Source organism: Brucella oryzae (assembly GCF_041929965.1).
Taxonomy (GTDB): Bacteria; Pseudomonadota; Alphaproteobacteria; order Rhizobiales; family Rhizobiaceae; genus Brucella; species Brucella oryzae.
Genome location: NZ_JBHEEO010000013.1, coordinates 98175 through 117463, shown reverse-complemented (window position 1 = coordinate 117463; position 19289 = coordinate 98175). Strand labels below are relative to the sequence as shown.

Below are 19289 nucleotides of genomic sequence, written 5' to 3'. Positions count from 1 at the left end.
GCGGCGGCTGGTTTCTTCAACATATCCCAATGAATCACAAAACCCCAGGCATAGCCAGGGGTTTGTCAGCAGCCTGAACCCGGCGAAAGCCGGGTTTTTATTTGTCAGGTCTGCAAGTTCAGCTGCCAGGAAACGCCGTATTTGTCCTTGATCCAGGCGAAAAGCTTGCTGAAACCGTAATTGTCGAGCGGCATCAGCGTCTCGCCTCCTTCCGAAAGCTTTTCAAAAACGCCGGTCAGGCTTTCTTCATCGTGAAAATCGACAAACAGCGATACGGATGGATTGAAGTCGAACTGATGCGGAATCGGGCTGTCGATCACGATCAGCCGGTGTTCGGCGAAGGTGACGCGTGCAATCTGCACCTTGCCGGGGCTGCCGCTCGCTTCGTCATAGGTTTTGATCGACTCGATCAGGAAGTCGGGAAAGATCGACCGATAGGTTTCCAGAGCCGCGCCTGCACTGCCCTGAAACATGAGATGGGTGCAAACCTGTGTCATGGCGAAAGCCTAACATGGCCTTGCCAGTTCCGGCAATCAGGCTCTTACGGCTTCTTGCGCCGGTCGATGCGCGCGGCGACAAAGCGGGCAATCGCCGGGCCTGCCAGAAGCACGATGAAGAAACGGCTCGTCTGCATTGCAATGATGAAGGGCAGGTCGACATTGCTCGATGCCGCGATGATCGCAACCGTGTCGGCGCCGCCGGGACTGGTGGCGAGATAGGCGGTCAACGGATCGAGGCCCAGCACGTGACCCAGCGCCATGCCGAACAGTCCGCAAACGGTAATGAGGATCAGAGTGGACGTAAGTACCGCTGGAAATGCCCGCGCAGCATGAGCGATGATGGCGCGTGAGAAGCCGAGACCGATGCGCCAGCCGATCAGCAGATAGCTGACCGCAAGCAGCCATGGTGGCAGATCGATAGTTATGAAACCGGTGTCCTGAAGCAACGCGCCCAATATTAGCGGCACAAGCATGGCGCCGGTCGGAACGCGGAGGATTTCTCCAAGGAGTGAGCCGCCGACGATCAGGAGCAATGTCGGGCCGAGGGTGGACCAGTCGATGGGCGGAAACCAGACAATCTCGACAGGCGCAACTGTCTCCACGCCTGTGCTGAGGCGCAGGACGAGCGAGGCCGCGGTGGCGACCAGCACTACACGCAGATATTGCATGAAGGCGACGAGACGAGCATCCGCTCCATGGGCTTCGGCCATCAGCGTCATTGCGGTGGCAGCACCTGGAGAAGATCCCCACACGGCAGTTGTTCCCGGCAGAATGCGAAACCGCGCGAGCAGGTAGCCGATAAAAGTGCTGGTAAACAGCACATAGCCGACGGACAGCAGGATGACGGGCAAGTGTTGCCCCATGCTGGTGAAAAACTCAGCAGTGATTGAGCGGGCGATGAGGCACCCGACGACACCCTGTGCCCCAAGCGACAGCCAGCGGTGAACCCGCAACGTGCTTTCGCCGGCAGCCATCAGGATCGCTCCGAGCATCGCGCCCAGAAGCATGGCGGCAGGCAGCTGTAGCTCTTCCCCTGCAAAAATCAGAATGGCAGAAAATACGACCAGAAAGAACCACTGGATCGGTCTGGCTCTGTCCTTGAAGCTGAATTTGCTTGGGGTCGAATTCGGCCCGGAGGGGGAGGATTTCTGCATTGCCCTTCCTCACTACATCTGGCGAGGGGGCTATGCAAATCCGATTTTATTCGAGAAACATTGATTTTTAATATCAATATACTGAGGAAATTGAGGTGCTTGCAGCAAACGGAGAGACGCCGCTTTTTAACAAAAGCAGCGTCTTGAATTACCCTATGACCGCTTCGATCAGCCGATCATGGCGCGGCGCTGGTTCACGGGGCGTTCGATCACTTCCCGTGGGGCCTTGCCACCGTCGCGTTCCTCGAGCGCCTCGGCTTTCGAGAGCTCGGTTTCCGCCGCCGACAATTCTGCTTCGGCCGCTTCCTTTTGCGACGTCAGGTCGCGAATCGATACGAAGAGGTTGTCGCGCCGCTGGCGTGCCGCCTTGGCGAAGGTCGGATAAGCGAAATGATTGATGTCAGTGATGCCGGCTTTTTTCTCTTCCGATAGAATCTGGGCATCAAGTTCTCCGGCCATCCGTTCGAACTCGCCGATCATCAGGTCGAGCTGGCCCAATTGACGGCGTTTTTCCTTCACCTGGAACAGTTTCAGCCTGACTAGGCTTTCACGTGGCTTCATACGCAATACTCCTTGAACACCAACCAGCTTTCATGTGTTGGGGCGTTCCCCCCGACTTTATTAACAGGTGTGAACGGGCAAAACGCACCCGGCTCATCCCCGAATCTCCTTGCGAATCCAGGCCCCTGAAGGGGAAATGATCGCAGCCGCTCATCCGAAATGGCTCAACAAGCGAAACAAAAAGTTAAGAATTCGCTCGTTTGGTAACCATTCCTTTACCGGCGAAGTTAATCATACGCGTTAGGACTTAAGGCTCGGTAAACCCCGTGTGGTTTTTCGGCAACAGGCGAAAGCTAGAGTCAGATGAATCACTTAGCGGAGATTCTTAAAGCGATGCTTTAGAGTCATGAGGAAGAGAATGTCTTTATGATTCAGGCGTGTAAGAGAATTTTCTAAATAGGGCAGAAATATGCTTGCCAAGCAGAATCATATTTTGTTAACCATTTGCTGGCACCTTCATGCAAAGGCAACGACAGTTCCGTGTGCCGCCGTGAGGGACATCTGGTCGGCTGCGGAAAGGGGATAAGAGATGCGCGTCCTTTTGATTGAAGACGACAGTGCTATCGCACAGAGCATTGAGCTGATGCTCAAGTCCGAGAGTTTCAATGTCTACACGACCGATCTGGGCGAAGAAGGCATCGATCTCGGCAAGCTTTACGATTACGACATCATCCTGCTGGACCTGAACCTGCCGGATATGTCTGGTTATGAAGTTCTTCGCACCTTGCGCCTGTCCAAGGTGAAGACGCCGATCCTCATCCTTTCCGGCATGGCCGGTATCGAGGACAAGGTTCGCGGCCTCGGCTTCGGCGCTGATGATTACATGACCAAGCCGTTCCACAAGGACGAGCTGATCGCACGTATTCATGCGATTGTGCGCCGTTCGAAGGGGCATGCTCAGTCGGTCATCACGACGGGCGATCTGGTAGTCAATCTGGATGCGAAGACGGTCGAAGTTTCAGGCCAGCGCGTTCATCTGACCGGTAAGGAATACCAGATGCTGGAGCTTCTTTCGCTTCGCAAAGGTACGACGCTCACCAAGGAAATGTTCCTCAACCATCTCTATGGTGGCATGGACGAACCGGAACTGAAGATCATCGATGTCTTCATCTGCAAGCTGCGCAAGAAGCTTGATGCTGTTTCCGGTAGCCAGAGCTACATCGAGACAGTTTGGGGTCGCGGTTATGTGCTGCGTGAGCCTGATGCAGAAATGCGCGAAAGCGCCTGATCGGCTAGAGCATTTCCAGTTTAAATGTAAAAAGCTCCGCTTCGGCGGAGCTTTTGCTTTTTGAGGTGACCGTTCGCGTTGGATTTCAGGCGGACAATATGCTTGCAAACTGTTCGGTGAGATAAGCGCGGTCGAACGGCTTCAGGATATAGCCATTGGCGCCTGCTCGTTTCGCCCGCATGATGCGGGTCACGTCGAGTTCATAAAGACACAGGATGATACGCGGTTGATCGCCCCCCGGCATGGCGCGCAATTGTGTGACGACCTCCAGTGCCGTCATATCGGGAAGATCGTAGTCGAGCAGAACGACGTCTGGCATGCACGAAAAACAGGCTTCGAGCGCTGCCCGACCGGTTGAGGTCTCAACAAATTCTGCAATGGTTTCGGAAAGAATGCGGCGCGCAACTTTGCGAATGACAGAGGAGTCGTCAACCAGCAGGCAATAACCTGTTGTTGGTTCATTCGCCATGCAGTCCCCCTCCACAAATGCGTGCTAGCCAAGCCTTCGACGAATATCCTGACCGGCAATGTATTGCCTGACTGATAGAGGGTTTTATTGCGGTTTGCCAGTATGAGCGCGGGTCGGCCCCGCGCTCGAGAGGGCTTATTCAGCGGAAAATACGATATCTTCTGCAGTGGCGTGGATGGAAATCTTCATGCCAGCTTCTTCGGCCAGAAGAAGTGTGTAGTAGGGTTGGACGGAATGGGCGTCGATCGGCTCTTCCGGGGCAGCACCCGAATGAAGCTCCAGAAACTTCGGCGGAACACGCAGCATACGGCCTTTCACGGTGATGACGAAGCGTGGTTCGGTATCTCCGCCTTCAAGACGCACGGCCAGCGAGCCGCCGCGTGGTATGGCAGCATTGCCGATCAGAAGCATGTTCAGAAGCAGCTTGACCTTGTTCTTTGGCAGAAGGACGCGGTTGCCTTCCCAGGTGAATTCCGGCTTTTCGTTCTTGAAATATTCAGTAGCAACGTTCTGCGCGTCGCCAGTATCGATCTGCACGCCAGCCGAACCTGCGGCGCCGAAAGCGATGCGGGCGAACTGAAGACGCGCCGAGGCGTTGCGGGCGCTCGATTTGATGAGCGCCATCGCATCCTCATCTGCTCCGCCTTCTTCCAGCAGTTCCAGGCCGTTATTGATCGCACCAACCGGCGAAATGATGTCATGACAGATCCTGCTGCACAGAAGCGCACCGAGGTCGAGCGCGGAAAGGGTAACGGGCATTGGCATGGCGTTTTCTCCGGAACGCGGATCGATCCCTGTCATCCAAACGCGTCGGATAACAGGATCGTTATCGGTTAATGAAACAGCTCGCAAAGTCAGAGTTTGCTGGCTGCGTGGAAAAGGTGGGCGAATCGCCCAGAATATCGATTTAACTGGATACACGCGCCATCGAACCGTCGCAACAAAGCTCTCTTTTCGATCCGTAGGGGCCCCGCATTCTCTCACATAAGGGTGAAAAAGATCGGAAATAGCATGCCTTCGTAAAGCCAATTTCGCTGCTTAAAGGTTTGGACAATAAATTCGGGTCTAAAATAGGCGCGATTCGACCAAAATGTCCGGAAGAGACGTGGTCTGGCTTTTAACAGGGCCGTCAGACAGAGGAGCGGAGAGCCAAAAGGAATTTTACATGGCCATACAATCCCTGTCGCAAATCAGGTTCCGCAATGCGGCGTGCTTCGTTGCGTTTTTTGCGGCACTGTTTGTTTCTTTCATCGCTTTGCCAAATCAGGCCAGAGCACAGAACACATACACTGCCGAGGAAATCGTCGAGTCTGGTCACAGGTTCTTCGGGTCGACTTCGGGCGGTATCGCAAGTGCGGTCGAAAAGGCGTTCCAGAGTTTTGGTTTGCCCAACGGCTATATTCTTGGCGAAGAAGGTTCTGGCGCTTTCATCGGCGGCCTGACCTATGGCGAAGGTACGCTCTATACCAAGAATGCGGGCGATCATAAGACGTTCTGGCAAGGCCCCTCGCTTGGCTGGGATTTCGGCGGGCAGGGGTCCCGTGTGATGATGCTTGTCTATAATCTCGACGACATTCAGAATCTTTACGGCCGTTATGCGGGTGTTGCAGGCTCTGCTTATGTCATTGCGGGTGTCGGATTCAACGTTCTGAAACGCGAGAACATCATGCTAGTGCCGATCCGCACCGGTGTAGGCGCGAGATTAGGCATAAATATCGGTTATCTGAAGCTTTCTGCTGCGCCGACCTGGAATCCGTTTTAAGGATTAGTTGCGAATGAATGTCTTTTCAGCTGGTGATTGTTTTAGCTGGCTGGAAAGACGGTCGACTGCGCACTATGAATAGTAAATGCTTATCTGAAACCGCCCGGGCCCGTTTGAAACCGTGATCCAGTCCGCTCTCTTTTTCATATTCGGCGTTCTTGTGACGGTTTTCGCCGTGGTTCTGCTTGGCCCATCCATCTGGCGACGTGCCTTCTTTCTGGCGCGCCGTCAGGTTCAAGCCGAACTGCCGATAACCTTGGCAGAGATCCGTGCTGACCGTGACGGGCTGCGCGCCGAATATGCCGTTGCGGTTAGCCGGCAGGAGCAATTGCTAAAGCTCGAACGCCAGAAGAACGCAGAACAGAAAGTCGCGCTCGCCCGACAATATGAAGAGCTGAAACGCATTCCGCTCCTCGAAGAGAGCCATGCTGATATCGAGAAGCAACTGGCAGAACATGAGCGCGTTACGAAGGAAGCCGAAACAGCCCGTGATACCGCGCTGGAAAAGGCGGAAATCCTCCAGGCGGAACTGGAGCGGATGCAAAGCCACTACAGTGCGCTCGAGGGACTTGCGGATACTTTGCGTATCGAGATAAGTGGAAGCGAGACGGAATACAGCCGTCTGACAAACGAGATGACTGAAATGCGTCGAGATCGCAAGGAAGCCGCAGCGCGCTACAACGAAGTTTCAACACAGTTGACCTCGGCGCAGACAGAGCTGAAAAGCGAAAAGCGGCGCAATGGCGAACTGCAGCAGAAGCTCGAGAAGTTGATATCGGATCTGTCGGATGCGCAGGAAAAAATAGAGCGCTATAGCCGAAAAAGCGCTGGCGTGAACGAAAACATCCAACTGGCCGAAATTGAGCGTGAAAACGCGGTACTGCGTGAAGAGATGGTTGCACTTGCCGCCCGCATGGTGGCCGCGACCGTCGAGAAAGAAGGATCGGAATCCCCGATCCATTCAATTCTTGAGGCTGCAGAAAAATCTGACGCAGGAAAAAAGAAGTCTACCCGGTCAAAAAGCCTGGCGCGCCGCATTCGCGACTTACAATAATTCTTCCATTGAGCGGCCTATTCCTGGCTGAGAACATCCGACCAGTCTGGATGACGCATCGCCTGCGCGTGCATGAAGCTGCAGCGCGGGATGATCTTCCATCCACTTCGACGTGCATCCAGAACGGCATTCTTGGCCAGCGCCTGCGCGACGCCTTTGCCGCGCATGGTATCCGGCACGAAAGTATGGTCGATGGAGATCAGGGAGGGGCCGAGTTTCGTATAAGTCATTTCGGCTTCGCTGCCGTCGAGAACAGCCGCATAACGGCCGCCGTCGGAGCTGTCTTCCTTGCGTATCTCGATAGTCCCGCTCATGCCATCCTCCTGAACAAAACAATATCCTGAGTTCACAACATAGGAAGAGAATGTGCAAATAAAAACCGGCCACGTGGGCCGGTTTTCTATTTGTCAGATTCAGGGTTCATCACGGAATGTCTTACTCCGCTTGACCTTGGCTATCGTTCTTCCGAAACCTGTCTCAGTTTTGAAGAGACGGGTTTTAGTGACGATACTGCTGTATTCTGGTGGTCCTGAGGCCGGCGAGACCATGCTCATCGATTGAGGATTGCCAGGAAAGAAATTCCTCCACCGTCAATGTATAACGCTGGCATGCCTCCTCAAGGCTCAGAAGTCCACCCCGCACTGCGGCGACGACTTCAGCCTTACGGCGGATGACCCAGCGCCTTGTATTGGCGGGGGGGAGGTCCGCGATGGTCAGCGGGCTGCCATCAGGACCGATAACATATTTTATACGCGGTCTTACCAGATCGGTCATTGTACTCTCTACACAACACTCAAGGACCTAATCGAGTGTGAGACTAACGCGACAGCTTTAAAAATTACCTAAGCAGCTGGTAACGCTCTGGTAACACTTGTAAAAATATTCGTTTTCGCCCTATTGCGGGCATTTTTACCGCAGATAAACCGGAAACTTCACGGGGAAGTGTGTGCCACTTGTCGCGACCTGGACATTGATTGCTTCCGGACCCTTGGCAAATTGCCGCACTTTAGCCTATATAAGGCGCAGAAACCTAAATTTTGAGAAGCAGGGCGCATGCCCGGAAGCTGGAATCAATCATGAGCCTGAACAGCCTCGATCTGCCGGGAAAGCCGGAAGACACGCGCGTTGTCGTCGCCATGTCGGGCGGCGTCGATTCATCTGTTGTGGCCGGGATTCTCAAACGTGAAGGTTACGATGTCGTCGGCGTGACGCTGCAGCTTTATGATCATGGCGCAGCTGTTCATCGCGCCGGTTCCTGCTGCGCGGGACAGGACATCGAAGATGCCCGCCGCGTTTCGGAAAGTCTCGGTATCCCGCATTATGTGCTCGATTACGAAGCGCGCTTTCGTGAAGCTGTGATTGATCCTTTTGCGAATTCCTATGTCAGCGGTGAAACGCCGATTCCATGTGTTTCGTGCAATCAGACGGTAAAGTTCGCCGATCTTCTGCAGACTGCCCGTGATCTCGGTGCCGACGCGCTGGCGACGGGGCATTATATTCGCAGTCGCGCCAACGGTGCGCACCGTGCGCTTTATCGTCCGGTCGATACGGATCGCGACCAGAGTTATTTCCTGTTTGCCACCACGCAAGAGCAGATCGATTATCTGCGTTTTCCGCTCGGCCATCTGCCGAAAGCTCAGGTGCGTGAAATTGCCGAGGAAATGGGCCTGACTGTTGCCAAGAAACAGGACAGCCAGGACATCTGTTTCGTGCCGCAGGGCAAATATTCCGACATTATCTCCAAGCTCAAGCCGGAAGCGGCCAACCCTGGTGATATTGTTCATATCGACGGTCGCACACTCGGTCGCCACGATGGCATTGTGCATTACACCGTCGGCCAGCGCCGTGGCATTGGCGTTGCCACCGGTGAACCGCTTTATGTCGTGCATCTCGATGCCGCCAATGCGCGGGTTATCGTCGGTCCGCGCGAGGCGTTGGAAACACATAAGGTCTTCCTGCGTGATATCAACTGGCTGGGCGATGCTCCGATCGGTGATCTGCCGGAAAGCGGAATGGAAGTTTTCGCCAAGGTTCGCTCGACTCGACCGCCACGCCCTGCCGTGCTGCGCCATGCCGATGGCCAGACCTGGGTTGAGTTGATCGATGGCGAAAGTGGTATCGCGCCGGGACAGGCCTGCGTGCTTTATTCCGACGAGAGCAACACTGCCCGCGTCTTTGGCGGCGGCTTTATTGGCCGCTCGGAACGCGAACCGCAAGCCGAAGAAATGCTGCGCCGTCTTGTTGCCAACACGGCCAGTGCTTCTGCGGCTTGACTGTTTTTCTGATTAATGACTGAGAGGCGGATGCGAGAGCATCCGCTTTTTTTATATGCGCCAGCAAGGTGTATCTCAGTTGGGGCATTTCCAGTTACATTGGCTCGCTGGAGCTGCTCTATCTATTTATTTTTACGCGTACCTTGTCCCGAAAACCGTTTTATATTTTTGGGAATAGGCTCTGGAATTTGAAAGCGATAAACGGGAAGTCAATTGCACGAGCTGCATCTAAACTCATAATCAGCGGAACTTAATCTTCGGCTTCAGAGGTTTTAAAGATGACGGTGCAGAAGATGATGGGATGGAAGGAATGGGCGATGCTCATTATTCTTTCCGTTCTTTGGGGTGGTTCGTTCTTCTTCAACGGTATTGCCGTTCGGGAGTTGCCACCTTTTACTATCGTCACGCTCCGGGTTGGGCTGGCTGCGCTCGCTTTGGTAGTGTTAATTCGGATGATGGGCCTATCGTTACCGAAAGATTACCGCATATGGTTGGCATTTTTCAGCATGGGTTTTCTTAACAATCTGCTGCCGTTCTGTCTAATCGTCTGGGGCCAGACTCAGATCGCCAGTGGATTGGCTTCCATTCTCAATGCCACGACACCGCTCTTCGGTGTTATTGTCGCGCATTTTCTGACGGCGGACGAAAAGATTACCCGGAACAAGATTGCCGGTGTTTTGATCGGCTTTCTCGGGGTGGCGATCATGATCGGACCCGATGCCATCGGCGGAATGAGAGGCAACCTGTGGCCGCAGCTTGCGATTCTCTGCGCTGCATTCTCCTATTCGTTGGCAGGTATTTTTGGGCGTCGCTTCAAAGCGATGGGAGTCGCGCCGCTGATAACGGCCACGGGCCAGGTAACGGCAACAACGATCATGCTGATCCCGCTAGCCCTGCTGGTGGATCATCCCTGGACGCTGGCTGCTCCGAGCGCTGCAGCCTGGGGAGCGCTGGCTGGTATAGCGCTGCTTTCGACAGCACTCGCTTACGTTCTCTTTTTCCGCATTCTATCGACGGCGGGTGCGGTCAATCTCATGTTGGTAACGTTTCTCATTCCGGTCAGTGCTATCCTGCTTGGAGCGCTTTTTCTTGGCGAGACTTTGCAAACCAAGCACCTGATCGGCATGGCGATGATTGCAGCAGGATTGGCAGCCATCGACGGTCGATTGATAGTGGCGGCGTTATCATCATCAGGGAAACGAGAAGTCTACTGAAACTTGCTGAAGCGCGACAAGGCGATGCCGGATGCGGTTGCTACATTCAGGCTGTCAAAGGCGTCTGACATCGGAATCCTGGCAGTTTGCAGTTTATGAAGGAGGCGAGGCGGCAGTCCTTCACCTTCTGTGCCGAGCAGGAGCGCGTGGCGGTCATGCTTGGTCGCATCATAGATGCTGAGCGAAGATGACGGGCTGAGCGCCAGTAAATTGAACCCGGCATCACCCAGCGCAGCGATAATTTGATCTATATTTCCGCCGTGGAAGTAGGGGACCATGAGAGCCGCGCCGACCGATACGCGAATGGCCTTGCGATAAAGCGGGTCGCAACAAGTTTCGTCCATAAGTACGCAATCGGCCTCAAAGGCGGCAGCATTGCGAAAGATTGAGCCGATATTGTCGTGGTTCGAAATACCGCACAAAACGACGGCTAGTGACTTGGCGGGCAGGTCACCAAGCATTGCCGGCAGATCCGGTTGCGTCTTGCGACGGCCCACTGCAAGAATACCGCGATGAACATGAAATCCCGCGACCGCATCCATGATAGTTTGCGGGACAGAATAAACAGGTACGTCTGACGGCAATTGGCTGAGTTGTTCACTGAGACCCGCGAGACGGTTCTCCAGAACGAGCAGGGATTCTGTCTCGAAGCGTGCTGAAGACGAAAACAGTACGTTCAGAACAACTTTGCCTTCAGCGATAAATCTCTGCTGACGCCCTACGAGATCCTTTTCGCGAATATCGCGATATGGAGACAAACGACCATCGTTCGGATCGTCGATCCGCTGGACGCAGCCGTGCGAATGAGAAATTTCGTTCATCGCACGGCTGTGACCTCCTATTGTTATGCGTGAGCGACTGCCGCCATATTATGTCTGCGCGACGTTGGACTCATATAGAGACTCGAGAGCGTCGACAACATCAACTCGATATGCGGCGAAGAGACCATATAATAAATGGTCTGCGCGTCGCGACGCGTTGAAACGAGGTCGAGAGCTCGTAGTTTTGCCAGATGCTGTGACAAGGCCGATTGGCTAAGATCAATCGCCTTGGCAAGTGCACCTACCGACATTTCATTGTGAAGCAACTTACATAAAATTAGTAATCTCTTATTGTTGGCAAGTGCCGATAGAAAATCGGCAGCCTGATCTACGTTTTCAATTAAATCAAAGAAAGTATTTTCGTTGCTCATTTGCCGTCATACCCCCGTAAGACTGGACAAAGTTGAAATATACATGCGAAGTTGAATAAGCATGCATATTGAAACTAATACTATAAGTCGAATTTGAAAAGCCCTTGCTTATATTCCATCCAGAGTTAAAATGTGCAATTTCGTCCCAAAAAAAGGTGGTTTTGTTTCAGGGGCTTTATTCTACCGCTCGGTTAGTGCTGTAACAGCTTCCCCTCCGGAAGCAGGACTCGATGGAAAAGTGTAGCGCAGAACGAGATCGCCACTGGCGATATCAGCACCGTCTGGGTCCAATCCTATTACTTTGTATTGATCTTTAATGGCATCCGCCTTCAAAAGCTGCTGAGCGATTTGTGTAACAGCCAGTGCGTGGTGTTTATTCAAATCTTCAATTGCGCTTTGTTCGTATTCGGCGATAGCCGCGCTCGGCGAAGCTGGACAAAGCAGATTATCCTGCGTCAGGTTGAACGCCTTGCCGAAGCCACCGTTCAAGCTGGCGCTTTCCAGTTCCAGGCGGAAGAAGACAAAATCTCCCAGGTCCGCATAGAGTGCCCCTTTCGGGTTGTGGTTAAGATAGCGCCGACGAATGCGCGTATAATCCGGTGTAGTTCTTTCGACTTTCTGCGCCTTGCAATGCAGTGTGACACGCGGGTGGGCGAGGGGGTCGCCTTTACCGACTTCACCGAGCAGAAGCGAGCAGGCGGGATTGGCCAGCAGACCCGTAGTGTGTGCCGCCAGTCCGGAAACGAGGATAAGAGGTGTACCGTTCGTATCGGTCGCAACTGCAACACGGCTAGCAAGCGGCCGACCCGTGGCTGCATCGAAAACGGCAATGGCGCCATAACGCGATGTTCTCAGCAGGTTCTTGGCCAGTTGAATGGCTTCCGGTGTGGTCGGACGAATTGGGTTGATTTCGGGCATGTCTGTTGAGCTCAAATATGACTTCCAATGTCCACTTAATAGTGTGTCTGCTTCCAAAGAGCCAGAAAATTCAGTTTGTGATGACGGCTGTTGATTGGAAAGGCGGGCAATTTGAGATTGACAGGGGTGTATCGATAGCGTGACTGAGTCGGGTGATGCAAAAAGCGCATCATCCAATGCAAGCTTTGTGCGAATAATATTATAAATCAAAGAGCTTTAGCGCAATTTTCCGAAATTGCGCTTATTGGTAGAATAAAAATCTAACAAATGCGGCCATAATCGGTTGAGAATATGAACTGGTTCTAAAAATTGCGCTTGCAAAGTGGCGATCCACACGTTTCGATAAGCGCAAGCTGCGGGCAATGGGGTGCGCGCGGCATGCTTTTCCGTGGAGGCGGACAATAATGAAATTCTATCAAAAACTTCTGGCAGCAACCGCGCTGGTGGCTCTGATGAGCGGTGCTGCATCGGCAAAGACCTTCGTCTATTGCTCACCTGCTTCGCCTGAAGGCTTCGATCCGGCTGCCTATACAGGTGGCGATACGTTTGATGCCTCGGCCCATCCAGTCTACAATCGCCTTGCCGAATTTGAAAACGGAACGACGAAAGTTGTGCCGGGTCTAGCGGAAAGCTGGGATGTCAGCGACGATGGCCTGGAATACACCTTCCATCTGCGCAAGGGCGTCAAGTTCCATTCGAGCGACCATTTCACGCCGACCCGTGATTTCAACGCGGACGATGTGATCTTCTCTTTCGATCGCATGCGCAACAAGGATAATCCTTGGCACCAGTACACCGCTGGCATCACCTATGAATATTTTGACAGCATGGAGATGGGCGCGCTCATCAAGGACATCGTCAAGGTTGATGATTATACCGTCAAGTTTGTGCTGAACCGTCCGGAAGCGCCTTTCCTCGCCAATATCTCGATGCCTTTCGCTTCGATTATCTCGAAGGAATATACGGACAAGCTTGCTGCCGACGGCAAGAAGGACGATCTCAACCAGTTCCCGGTCGGTACCGGCCCGTTCCAGTTCATCGCCTATCAGAAGGATGCCGTCGTCCGCTTCAAGGCAAATGACGATTATTGGGGCGGGCGCCCGAAGATCGACGATCTGGTCTTCGCGATCACGACCGATCCTGCCGTTCGCGCGCAGAAGCTCAAGGCGGGCGAATGCCAGCTGATGTCCTATCCGGCTCCGGCGGATATCAAGGACCTTCAGGCTGATTCCAACCTCAAGGTTGACGAACAGGCCGGCCTTAACGTGGCATATCTTGCCTATAATACGCTGAAGGCGCCGTTCGATAAGCCGGAAGTGCGCAAGGCGCTCAATCAGGCCATCAACAAGCAGGCCATCATTGATGCCGTGTTCCAGGGTCAGGGCCAAGTTGCCAAGAACCCGATTCCGCCGACGATGTGGAGCTATAACGACAAGGTCGTTGACGACAAGTACGACCCTGAAGCTGCCAAGAAGGCGCTTGAAGCTGCCGGCGTGAAAGATCTTTCGATGAAGATCTGGGCCATGCCCGTCAGCCGCCCGTATATGCCGAATGCGCGCCGCACAGCCGAACTCATGCAGGCCGATTTGGCGAAGGTTGGCGTCAAGGCCGACATCGTCTCGATGGAATGGGGGGAATATCTCAAGAAGTCGTCCGAAAAGGATCGTGACGGCGCTGCGATCATGGGATGGACCGGCGACAATGGCGATCCGGACAACTTCCTTGGGACGCTCCTCGGCTGCGCTGGCGTTGGCAACAACAACCGCGCTCAGTGGTGCTACAAGCCGTTCGAAGACCTGATCCAGAAAGCCAAGGTCTCGACTAGCCAGGAAGAGCGCACCAAGCTTTACGAAGAAGCACAGGCGGTCTTCAAGGAGCAGGCTCCTTGGGACACGATTGCTCACTCGACGGTCTTTGTGCCGATGTCGGCCAAGGTCACCGGCTTCAAGCAGAGCCCGCTCGGTGATTATCGCTTCGAAGAAGTCGATATTTCCGAGTAAAATCTGACAACACCAGCGGCCGGGTGTGGAGGGTTCCTCTGCACCCGGTCGGAGTTTTTGTATGTTTCGTTTTATATTAAACAAACTCCTCTATCTGGTGCCGACCTTCATTGGCATCACGATCGTTGCTTTCGCTTTCGTCCGGGTCCTGCCCGGCGATCCCGTCCTGCTGATGGCAGGCGAGCGCGGCGTCAGCCCGGAACGCCATGCTGAACTGATGGCGCAGCTCGGCTTTGACCGTCCCATCTGGCAGCAATATCTGGATTATGTCTGGAACTTGCTGCACGGCGATTTCGGTCAGTCTCTGGTGACCAAGAAGCCCGTTCTCGTTGAATTTTTCACGCTGTTTCCAGCTACGGTAGAGCTGTCGATCTGCGCGATCATTCTGGCCATTTTCCTCGGTATTCCCGCAGGCGTCATCGCTGCTGTCAAGCGCGGTTCCTGGTTCGATCAGGGCCTTATGGGCATTTCGCTGGTCGGCTACTCGATGCCGATTTTCTGGTGGGCGTTGCTGCTCATCATCTTCTTTTCAGGCATTTTGCAGTGGACGCCGGTTTCGGGCCGCATTTCGCTCCTCTATTTCTTCCCGTCGGTGACGGGCTTCATGCTGATCGACAGCCTGATGTCGGACCAGAAGGGCGCGTTCCTTTCGGCGGTCTCGCATCTCATCCTGCCGACCATCGTGCTGGCAACGATTCCGCTCGCGGTCATTGCGCGCCAGACGCGCTCTGCGATGCTGGAAGTGTTGGGTGAGGACTATGTGCGCACCGCTCGCGCCAAGGGTCTGCCGACGCGACGCGTCGTGGGCATTCACGCGCTGCGCAACGCCATGATCCCCGTCATCACGACAATCGGCTTGCAGGTCGGCGTGCTGATGGCCGGTGCGATCCTGACGGAGACCATCTTCTCCTGGCCTGGCATCGGTAAATGGATGCTCGATTCCATTTTCCGCCGCGACTATCCAGTCGTGCAGAGTGGTCTGCTTTTGATTGCCGCCATTATCATGGTGGTCAATCTGGTGGTCGATCTGCTCTACGGCCTGATCAATCCGCGTATCCGGCATAAGTGAGGGTATAATGACACACTCAGCTATTCAGCCGGAAGCCGCAAACGACATCGGCAAGATGCGCGCGCTGAAGGATTTCTGGTTCTATTTCAGCGTCAATCGTGGCGCGGTTATCGGCCTCTACGTCTTTATGGCGGTCATTCTCGTGGCCATTCTGGCGCCGGTCATTGCGCCGCATAGTCCTGTCGATCAGTTCCGCGATTACATCAAGCTGCCGCCATTCTGGCAGGAAGGTGGTTCGACCCAGTTCCTGCTTGGAACGGATGAGGTCGGTCGTGATATTCTGTCCCGCCTGATCTACGGCGCGCAATATTCGCTGCTGGTCGGCTTCGTCATCGTTATCATTTCGATGTGCCTCGGCATCACCATCGGCCTTATCACCGGCTATTTCGGTGGCGGTGTCGATACGGTCTTCATGCGCATCATGGATGTGATTCTGGCATTCCCGTCGCTGCTGCTGGCGCTGGTTCTGGTGGCTATTCTGGGACCCGGCCTCATCAATGCCGTGCTAGCGATCACGCTGGTTCTGCTGCCGCACTTTTCGCGCCTCACCCGCGCCGCCGTCATGGCGGAAAAGGAACGGGAATATGTGACGGCGGCCAAGCTTGCCGGTGCAAGCAGGCTGCGCCTGATGTTCAAGACCATTTTGCCGAACTGTCTTGCGCCCCTCGTGGTGCAGGCGACGATGTCGTTTTCCAACGCCATCCTCGATGTGGCGGCGCTGGGCTTCCTTGGCATGGGTGCACAGCCGCCAACGCCGGAATGGGGCACGATGCTGGCATCGGCACGCGAGTTCATCACCAGCGCCTGGTGGATTGTGACCTTCCCGGGTCTGGCAATCCTGATCACTGTTCTCGCCATCAATCTGATCGGCGACGGTCTGCGCGATGCGCTCGACCCGAAACTCAAGAGGAGCTGATCGATGGCTTTGCTTGAAATCAAGAACCTTACGGTTTCGTTCGATACCTCGACCGGTCCTTTCAAGGCGGTCGACGGCATCGATATCACGGTCGACAAGGGCGAAGTTCTGGCCATTGTCGGCGAGTCCGGGTCGGGCAAGTCGGTCGGCATGCTCGCAGTGATGGGCCTTTTGCCCAAGACCGCGACCGTGACGGCAGATACTATGTCGTTCGACGGCAAGGATTTGCGCACGCTTTCGAGTTCGGAACGCCGCCAAATCATTGGTCGCGACATTTCAATGATCTTTCAGGAGCCGGTTGCGAGCCTCAATCCGTGTTTCACGGTTGGCTATCAGCTTGAAGAAGTGCTGAAGCAGCATATGGGGATGAACGGCTCGGCGAGCCGTGCCCGCGCTATCGAGCTTTTGGAACTCGTCGGCATTCGCGATGCCGCGGAGCGCCTGAAAAGCTTCCCGCACCAGATGTCGGGAGGACAGTGCCAGCGCGTCATGATCGCAATTGCGATTGCTTGCAACCCGAAGCTCCTCATTGCCGACGAACCAACCACTGCTCTCGATGTGACGATCCAGAAGCAGATCCTTGATCTCCTGATGCAGCTTCAGGTGGAGCACGGGATGGGCCTCATCATGATTACCCATGACATGGGCGTGGTGGCTGAAACGGCGGATCGGGTTATCGTGCAGTATAAAGGTCACAAGATGGAGGATGCCGACGTGCTGTCGCTGTTTTCAGCGCCCAAGCATCCCTATACCCGTGCGCTGTTGTCGGCCCTGCCGGAAAATGCCACAGGTGATCGTCTGCCGACGGTTTCCGATTTCGTCTTTGAAAATAATGGTGCGGGAGAAGCGCGATGAGCGAGATCGTTCTCGAGGCGCGCGACATCAAGCGCGATTATCATGTCGGCGGCGGCCTGTTCGGCAAGGCGAAAGTGGTTCATGCCGTCAAGGGCGTCAGCTTCAAGCTCGAAAAGGGTAAGACGCTGGCGATCGTCGGTGAATCGGGCTGCGGCAAGTCCACACTGGCACGCATTCTCACCATGATCGATCCGCAGACCTCCGGCGAACTCAAGATCGGCGGGAAGGATGTGGATATCGCTCGCGATGGCCTGACACCCGAAATGCGCCAGAAGGTGCAGATCGTGTTCCAGAATCCATATGGTTCGCTCAATCCGCGCCAGAAAATCGGTGACGTTCTTGCCGAACCCCTGCTGCTGAATACCAATATGTCGGCAGAAGAACGGCGCGCCAAGGCCATGCAGATGCTGTTGAAGGTCGGCCTCGGTCGCGAGCACTTCAACCGCTATCCGCATATGTTCTCTGGCGGTCAGCGCCAGCGTATCGCCATCGCGCGGGCGCTGATGCTCAATCCGAAGTTGCTCATTCTCGATGAACCGGTTTCTGCACTCGATCTTTCCGTGCAGGCGCAGGTTTTGAACCTGTTGTCCGACCTGCAGGAAGAGTTCGGTCTCACCTATGTCTTCATCAGCCACGACCTTTCGGTGGTGCGCTATATCGCCGATGAGGTGATGGTGATGTATTTTGGTGAAGTGGTTGAATACGGGGCGCGAGACGACGTTTTCAACAATCCGCAGCACGACTATACGAAGAAGCTCTTTGCCGCGACGCCGCGTGCGGATGTCGATGCTATTCGCGCCCGCGTGGAAGCGCGTGCTGCTGCAAGACAGGCGGCTCATAGCTGATCTCTATCTATACGCAGAATGAAAACATAAAAACCGCACATTCTCATGTGCGGTTTTTATTTGTGTAGCCGAAATATTTCGATCCATTCTCTTATGAAGTATAGGTCAACTTATTTTGATTGCTCAATTTATCTGTATTGCTATTTTTATCTGATTATTTCTTTTGTTAGTGTGATCTTGTCAGTTTTTTTGGGTAATAAGCTATACTTTATGGTTTTTTGTTTAGGTGGAGGTTCCACGTTGCTGATGCCAGGCAAGCGCGCGCACGATGTCATCTGCTGCAACCTTGCCGATGATGGAACCGTTTTCAATGATACCAACATCGCCGCTGCTGTCTGCCACGGCATTCATCAGTTCTCGCACCAGTGTTTCGCGCCGGGCGGTTGCCGCAAAAGGACGCGGCGCTGCGTTGCGATCGAAAGGCACCATGATGTCGCCGGCCCGCAGCACGCCGAGCGGGTTCATATGGGCGACGAAGTCGGCAACATATTCGTCGGCTGGCTGCAGGAGAATCTCTTGCGGTGTGCCACATTGAACGATACGCCCGCCTTCCATGATGGCGATACGATTGCCGATCTTCATGGCTTCATCGAGATCGTGGCTGACGAATACAATGGTTTTCTTCAGGCGGGATTGGAAGGCCAGCAATTCGTCCTGCAAACGGGTGCGGATCAGTGGGTCAAGCGCCGAAAACGGCTCGTCCATCAGCAGGATCGGCGCGCCGGTTGCAAAAGCACGGGCAAGGCCGACACGCTGTTGCATGCCGCCGGAAAGTTCTCCGACCTTCCGCTTGGCCCAATCCTGCAGGCCGACAAGTTCAAGCTGTTCACGGGCCTTGGCAAGGCGCTCATCCTTGCTCATGCCGGAAATCTCCAGTCCGAAGGCGACATTTTCTTCGACGGTGCGCCATGGCAGGAGGCCGAACTGCTGAAATACCATCGAGACAAGTTCGGTGCGCAAATGACGAAGGGTTCCGCGGTCAGCCTTGCCGACATCGATGACGTGCTCGCCCTCCCGAACCAGAACACGCCCGCGCGAAATCGGGTTAAGCCGATTGATTGCACGAAGAAGTGTGGATTTTCCAGAGCCTGACAAACCCATCAGAACGAGGATTTCGCCTTCCTCGATGTTGAGCGTGCAATTATGTACGCCCAGTACGAGATTGGTTTCAGCCTGAATCTGCGAGCGGGTGGCGCCGCGATCTGCAAGAGCAAGCGCTTCATCGACATTGCTGCCGAAAATGATGCAGACGTCTTCGAGTGCGATGATGGTCATCCGT

The 19289-nt window shown here is 54.5% G+C and carries 21 protein-coding genes; 10 read left to right on the top strand and 11 right to left on the bottom strand.

Translation table 11 applies throughout. The features are described 5' to 3' along the window. Positions 1-104: 104 nt before the first annotated feature. From JNC70_RS14880 to JNC70_RS14870, 3 genes are all read right to left on the bottom strand, one after another. The gene (locus tag JNC70_RS14880; protein ID WP_104756087.1) at positions 105-497 is read right to left on the bottom strand and encodes a VOC family protein; all 393 of its coding nucleotides are present in this window, start codon (positions 495-497) and stop codon (positions 105-107) included. 44 nt (positions 498-541) lie between these two features. Beyond that, positions 542-1654, bottom strand: a complete 1113-nt coding sequence (locus JNC70_RS14875; RefSeq protein WP_104756086.1) for an AbrB family protein — start codon at positions 1652-1654, stop codon at positions 542-544. Between the two features lie 168 nt (positions 1655-1822). After that, a complete protein-coding gene (locus tag JNC70_RS14870) occupies positions 1823-2215 on the bottom strand; it encodes a flagellar export protein FliJ (protein ID WP_104756085.1) in 393 nt (130 codons plus the stop codon). 529 nt (positions 2216-2744) lie between these two features. Between JNC70_RS14870 and ctrA the strand changes: the two genes are divergently transcribed. Further along, a complete protein-coding gene (gene ctrA / locus JNC70_RS14865; RefSeq protein WP_010659553.1) occupies positions 2745-3443 on the top strand; it encodes a response regulator transcription factor CtrA in 699 nt (232 codons plus the stop codon). 85 nt (positions 3444-3528) lie between these two features. On the opposite strand, the gene JNC70_RS14860 is transcribed toward ctrA, so the two are convergent. Together JNC70_RS14860 and chpT are read right to left on the bottom strand one after the other, a co-directional pair. After that, positions 3529-3912, bottom strand: coding sequence for a response regulator (locus JNC70_RS14860; RefSeq protein WP_104756084.1), 384 nt, complete (start codon positions 3910-3912; stop codon positions 3529-3531). A 135-nt stretch (positions 3913-4047) separates the two neighbouring features. After that, positions 4048-4677 carry a histidine phosphotransferase ChpT gene (chpT, locus tag JNC70_RS14855; RefSeq protein WP_104756083.1) on the bottom strand — a complete coding sequence of 210 codons (630 nt, stop codon included), beginning with the start codon at positions 4675-4677 and terminating at the stop codon, positions 4048-4050. 400 nt (positions 4678-5077) lie between these two features. Here chpT and JNC70_RS14850 point away from each other — a divergent pair, with 400 nt between their 5' ends. Beyond that, the gene (locus JNC70_RS14850) at positions 5078-5674 is read left to right on the top strand and encodes a DUF1134 domain-containing protein (protein ID WP_104756082.1); all 597 of its coding nucleotides are present in this window, start codon (positions 5078-5080) and stop codon (positions 5672-5674) included. 145 nt (positions 5675-5819) lie between these two features. Then, positions 5820-6728: a coiled-coil domain-containing protein gene (locus JNC70_RS14845; RefSeq protein ID WP_208623460.1), complete on the top strand. Its 909-nt coding sequence runs from the start codon at positions 5820-5822 to the stop codon at positions 6726-6728. Positions 6729-6745: 17 nt separating this feature from the next. Here the strand turns inward: JNC70_RS14845 and JNC70_RS14840 are convergent, their stop codons facing one another. After that, entirely contained in the window at positions 6746-7042 is a 297-nt protein-coding gene (locus tag JNC70_RS14840; RefSeq protein ID WP_104756080.1) for a GNAT family N-acetyltransferase, read from the bottom strand. Positions 7043-7226: 184 nt separating this feature from the next. Beyond that, positions 7227-7502: a CtrA inhibitor SciP gene (gene sciP / locus JNC70_RS14835; protein WP_002964694.1), complete on the bottom strand. Its 276-nt coding sequence runs from the start codon at positions 7500-7502 to the stop codon at positions 7227-7229. Positions 7503-7804: 302 nt separating this feature from the next. Here sciP and mnmA point away from each other — a divergent pair, with 302 nt between their 5' ends. After that, positions 7805-9001: a tRNA 2-thiouridine(34) synthase MnmA gene (mnmA, locus tag JNC70_RS14830; RefSeq protein WP_208623459.1), complete on the top strand. Its 1197-nt coding sequence runs from the start codon at positions 7805-7807 to the stop codon at positions 8999-9001. A 278-nt stretch (positions 9002-9279) separates the two neighbouring features. Further along, positions 9280-10215, top strand: coding sequence for a DMT family transporter (locus tag JNC70_RS14825; RefSeq protein WP_167394067.1), 936 nt, complete (start codon positions 9280-9282; stop codon positions 10213-10215). On the opposite strand, the gene JNC70_RS14820 is transcribed toward JNC70_RS14825, so the two are convergent. The 3 genes from JNC70_RS14820 to JNC70_RS14810 all read right to left on the bottom strand — a co-directional run bounded on the left by JNC70_RS14820 (position 10209) and on the right by JNC70_RS14810 (position 12535). Continuing rightward, positions 10209-11036 (bottom strand): TrmH family RNA methyltransferase, encoded by an 828-nt coding sequence (locus JNC70_RS14820; RefSeq protein WP_104756079.1) that lies wholly within the window; start codon positions 11034-11036, stop codon positions 10209-10211. The two genes, JNC70_RS14825 and JNC70_RS14820, sit on opposite strands and share 7 nt — an antisense overlap. A 23-nt stretch (positions 11037-11059) precedes the next feature. Further along, positions 11060-11407, bottom strand: a complete 348-nt coding sequence (locus JNC70_RS14815; RefSeq protein WP_104756078.1) for an ArsR/SmtB family transcription factor — start codon at positions 11405-11407, stop codon at positions 11060-11062. Between the two features lie 180 nt (positions 11408-11587). Continuing rightward, the gene (locus tag JNC70_RS14810; protein WP_245414769.1) at positions 11588-12535 is read right to left on the bottom strand and encodes a HugZ family pyridoxamine 5'-phosphate oxidase; all 948 of its coding nucleotides are present in this window, start codon (positions 12533-12535) and stop codon (positions 11588-11590) included. A 194-nt stretch (positions 12536-12729) separates the two neighbouring features. On the opposite strand from JNC70_RS14810, the gene JNC70_RS14805 reads away from it, so the two are divergent. The 5 genes from JNC70_RS14805 to JNC70_RS14785 all read left to right on the top strand — a co-directional run bounded on the left by JNC70_RS14805 (position 12730) and on the right by JNC70_RS14785 (position 18010). Then, positions 12730-14325 (top strand): ABC transporter substrate-binding protein, encoded by a 1596-nt coding sequence (locus JNC70_RS14805; protein WP_104756076.1) that lies wholly within the window; start codon positions 12730-12732, stop codon positions 14323-14325. A gap of 61 nt (positions 14326-14386) precedes the next feature. Further along, positions 14387-15394 carry an ABC transporter permease subunit gene (locus JNC70_RS14800; protein WP_104756075.1) on the top strand — a complete coding sequence of 336 codons (1008 nt, stop codon included), beginning with the start codon at positions 14387-14389 and terminating at the stop codon, positions 15392-15394. 7 nt (positions 15395-15401) lie between these two features. Further along, positions 15402-16310, top strand: coding sequence for an ABC transporter permease subunit (locus tag JNC70_RS14795; protein ID WP_104756074.1), 909 nt, complete (start codon positions 15402-15404; stop codon positions 16308-16310). Positions 16311-16313: 3 nt separating this feature from the next. After that, positions 16314-17165 (top strand): ABC transporter ATP-binding protein, encoded by an 852-nt coding sequence (locus JNC70_RS14790; RefSeq protein WP_104756073.1) that lies wholly within the window; start codon positions 16314-16316, stop codon positions 17163-17165. After that, positions 17162-18010 (top strand): dipeptide ABC transporter ATP-binding protein, encoded by an 849-nt coding sequence (locus tag JNC70_RS14785; RefSeq protein ID WP_104756072.1) that lies wholly within the window; start codon positions 17162-17164, stop codon positions 18008-18010. The genes JNC70_RS14790 and JNC70_RS14785 overlap by 4 nt, the downstream gene beginning before the upstream one ends. A gap of 222 nt (positions 18011-18232) precedes the next feature. Here the strand turns inward: JNC70_RS14785 and choV are convergent, their stop codons facing one another. Then, positions 18233-19285, bottom strand: a complete 1053-nt coding sequence (choV, locus tag JNC70_RS14780) for a choline ABC transporter ATP-binding protein (RefSeq protein ID WP_104756071.1) — start codon at positions 19283-19285, stop codon at positions 18233-18235. Positions 19286-19289: the final 4 nt, after the last annotated feature.

Excerpts from the sequence above, each read along its gene's own strand:
- JNC70_RS14800 (WP_104756075.1), top strand. The coding sequence starts at position 14,387 with ATGTTTCGTTTTATATTAAACAAACTCCTCTATCTGGTGCCGACCTTC.
- JNC70_RS14820 (WP_104756079.1), bottom strand. The coding sequence starts at position 11,036 with ATGAACGAAATTTCTCATTCGCACGGCTGCGTCCAGCGGATCGACGAT.
- JNC70_RS14815 (WP_104756078.1), bottom strand. The coding sequence starts at position 11,407 with ATGAGCAACGAAAATACTTTCTTTGATTTAATTGAAAACGTAGATCAG.
- JNC70_RS14860 (WP_104756084.1), bottom strand. The coding sequence starts at position 3,912 with ATGGCGAATGAACCAACAACAGGTTATTGCCTGCTGGTTGACGACTCC.
- mnmA (WP_208623459.1), top strand. The coding sequence starts at position 7,805 with ATGAGCCTGAACAGCCTCGATCTGCCGGGAAAGCCGGAAGACACGCGC.
- JNC70_RS14870 (WP_104756085.1), bottom strand. The coding sequence starts at position 2,215 with ATGAAGCCACGTGAAAGCCTAGTCAGGCTGAAACTGTTCCAGGTGAAG.
- JNC70_RS14825 (WP_167394067.1), top strand. The coding sequence starts at position 9,280 with ATGACGGTGCAGAAGATGATGGGATGGAAGGAATGGGCGATGCTCATT.
- JNC70_RS14795 (WP_104756074.1), top strand. The coding sequence starts at position 15,402 with ATGACACACTCAGCTATTCAGCCGGAAGCCGCAAACGACATCGGCAAG.
- JNC70_RS14790 (WP_104756073.1), top strand. The coding sequence starts at position 16,314 with ATGGCTTTGCTTGAAATCAAGAACCTTACGGTTTCGTTCGATACCTCG.
- JNC70_RS14880 (WP_104756087.1), bottom strand. The coding sequence starts at position 497 with ATGACACAGGTTTGCACCCATCTCATGTTTCAGGGCAGTGCAGGCGCG.
- ctrA (WP_010659553.1), top strand. The coding sequence starts at position 2,745 with ATGCGCGTCCTTTTGATTGAAGACGACAGTGCTATCGCACAGAGCATT.
- JNC70_RS14785 (WP_104756072.1), top strand. The coding sequence starts at position 17,162 with ATGAGCGAGATCGTTCTCGAGGCGCGCGACATCAAGCGCGATTATCAT.
- JNC70_RS14840 (WP_104756080.1), bottom strand. The coding sequence starts at position 7,042 with ATGAGCGGGACTATCGAGATACGCAAGGAAGACAGCTCCGACGGCGGC.
- JNC70_RS14850 (WP_104756082.1), top strand. The coding sequence starts at position 5,078 with ATGGCCATACAATCCCTGTCGCAAATCAGGTTCCGCAATGCGGCGTGC.
- JNC70_RS14875 (WP_104756086.1), bottom strand. The coding sequence starts at position 1,654 with ATGCAGAAATCCTCCCCCTCCGGGCCGAATTCGACCCCAAGCAAATTC.
- chpT (WP_104756083.1), bottom strand. The coding sequence starts at position 4,677 with ATGCCAATGCCCGTTACCCTTTCCGCGCTCGACCTCGGTGCGCTTCTG.
- sciP (WP_002964694.1), bottom strand. The coding sequence starts at position 7,502 with ATGACCGATCTGGTAAGACCGCGTATAAAATATGTTATCGGTCCTGAT.
- choV (WP_104756071.1), bottom strand. The coding sequence starts at position 19,285 with ATGACCATCATCGCACTCGAAGACGTCTGCATCATTTTCGGCAGCAAT.
- JNC70_RS14805 (WP_104756076.1), top strand. The coding sequence starts at position 12,730 with ATGAAATTCTATCAAAAACTTCTGGCAGCAACCGCGCTGGTGGCTCTG.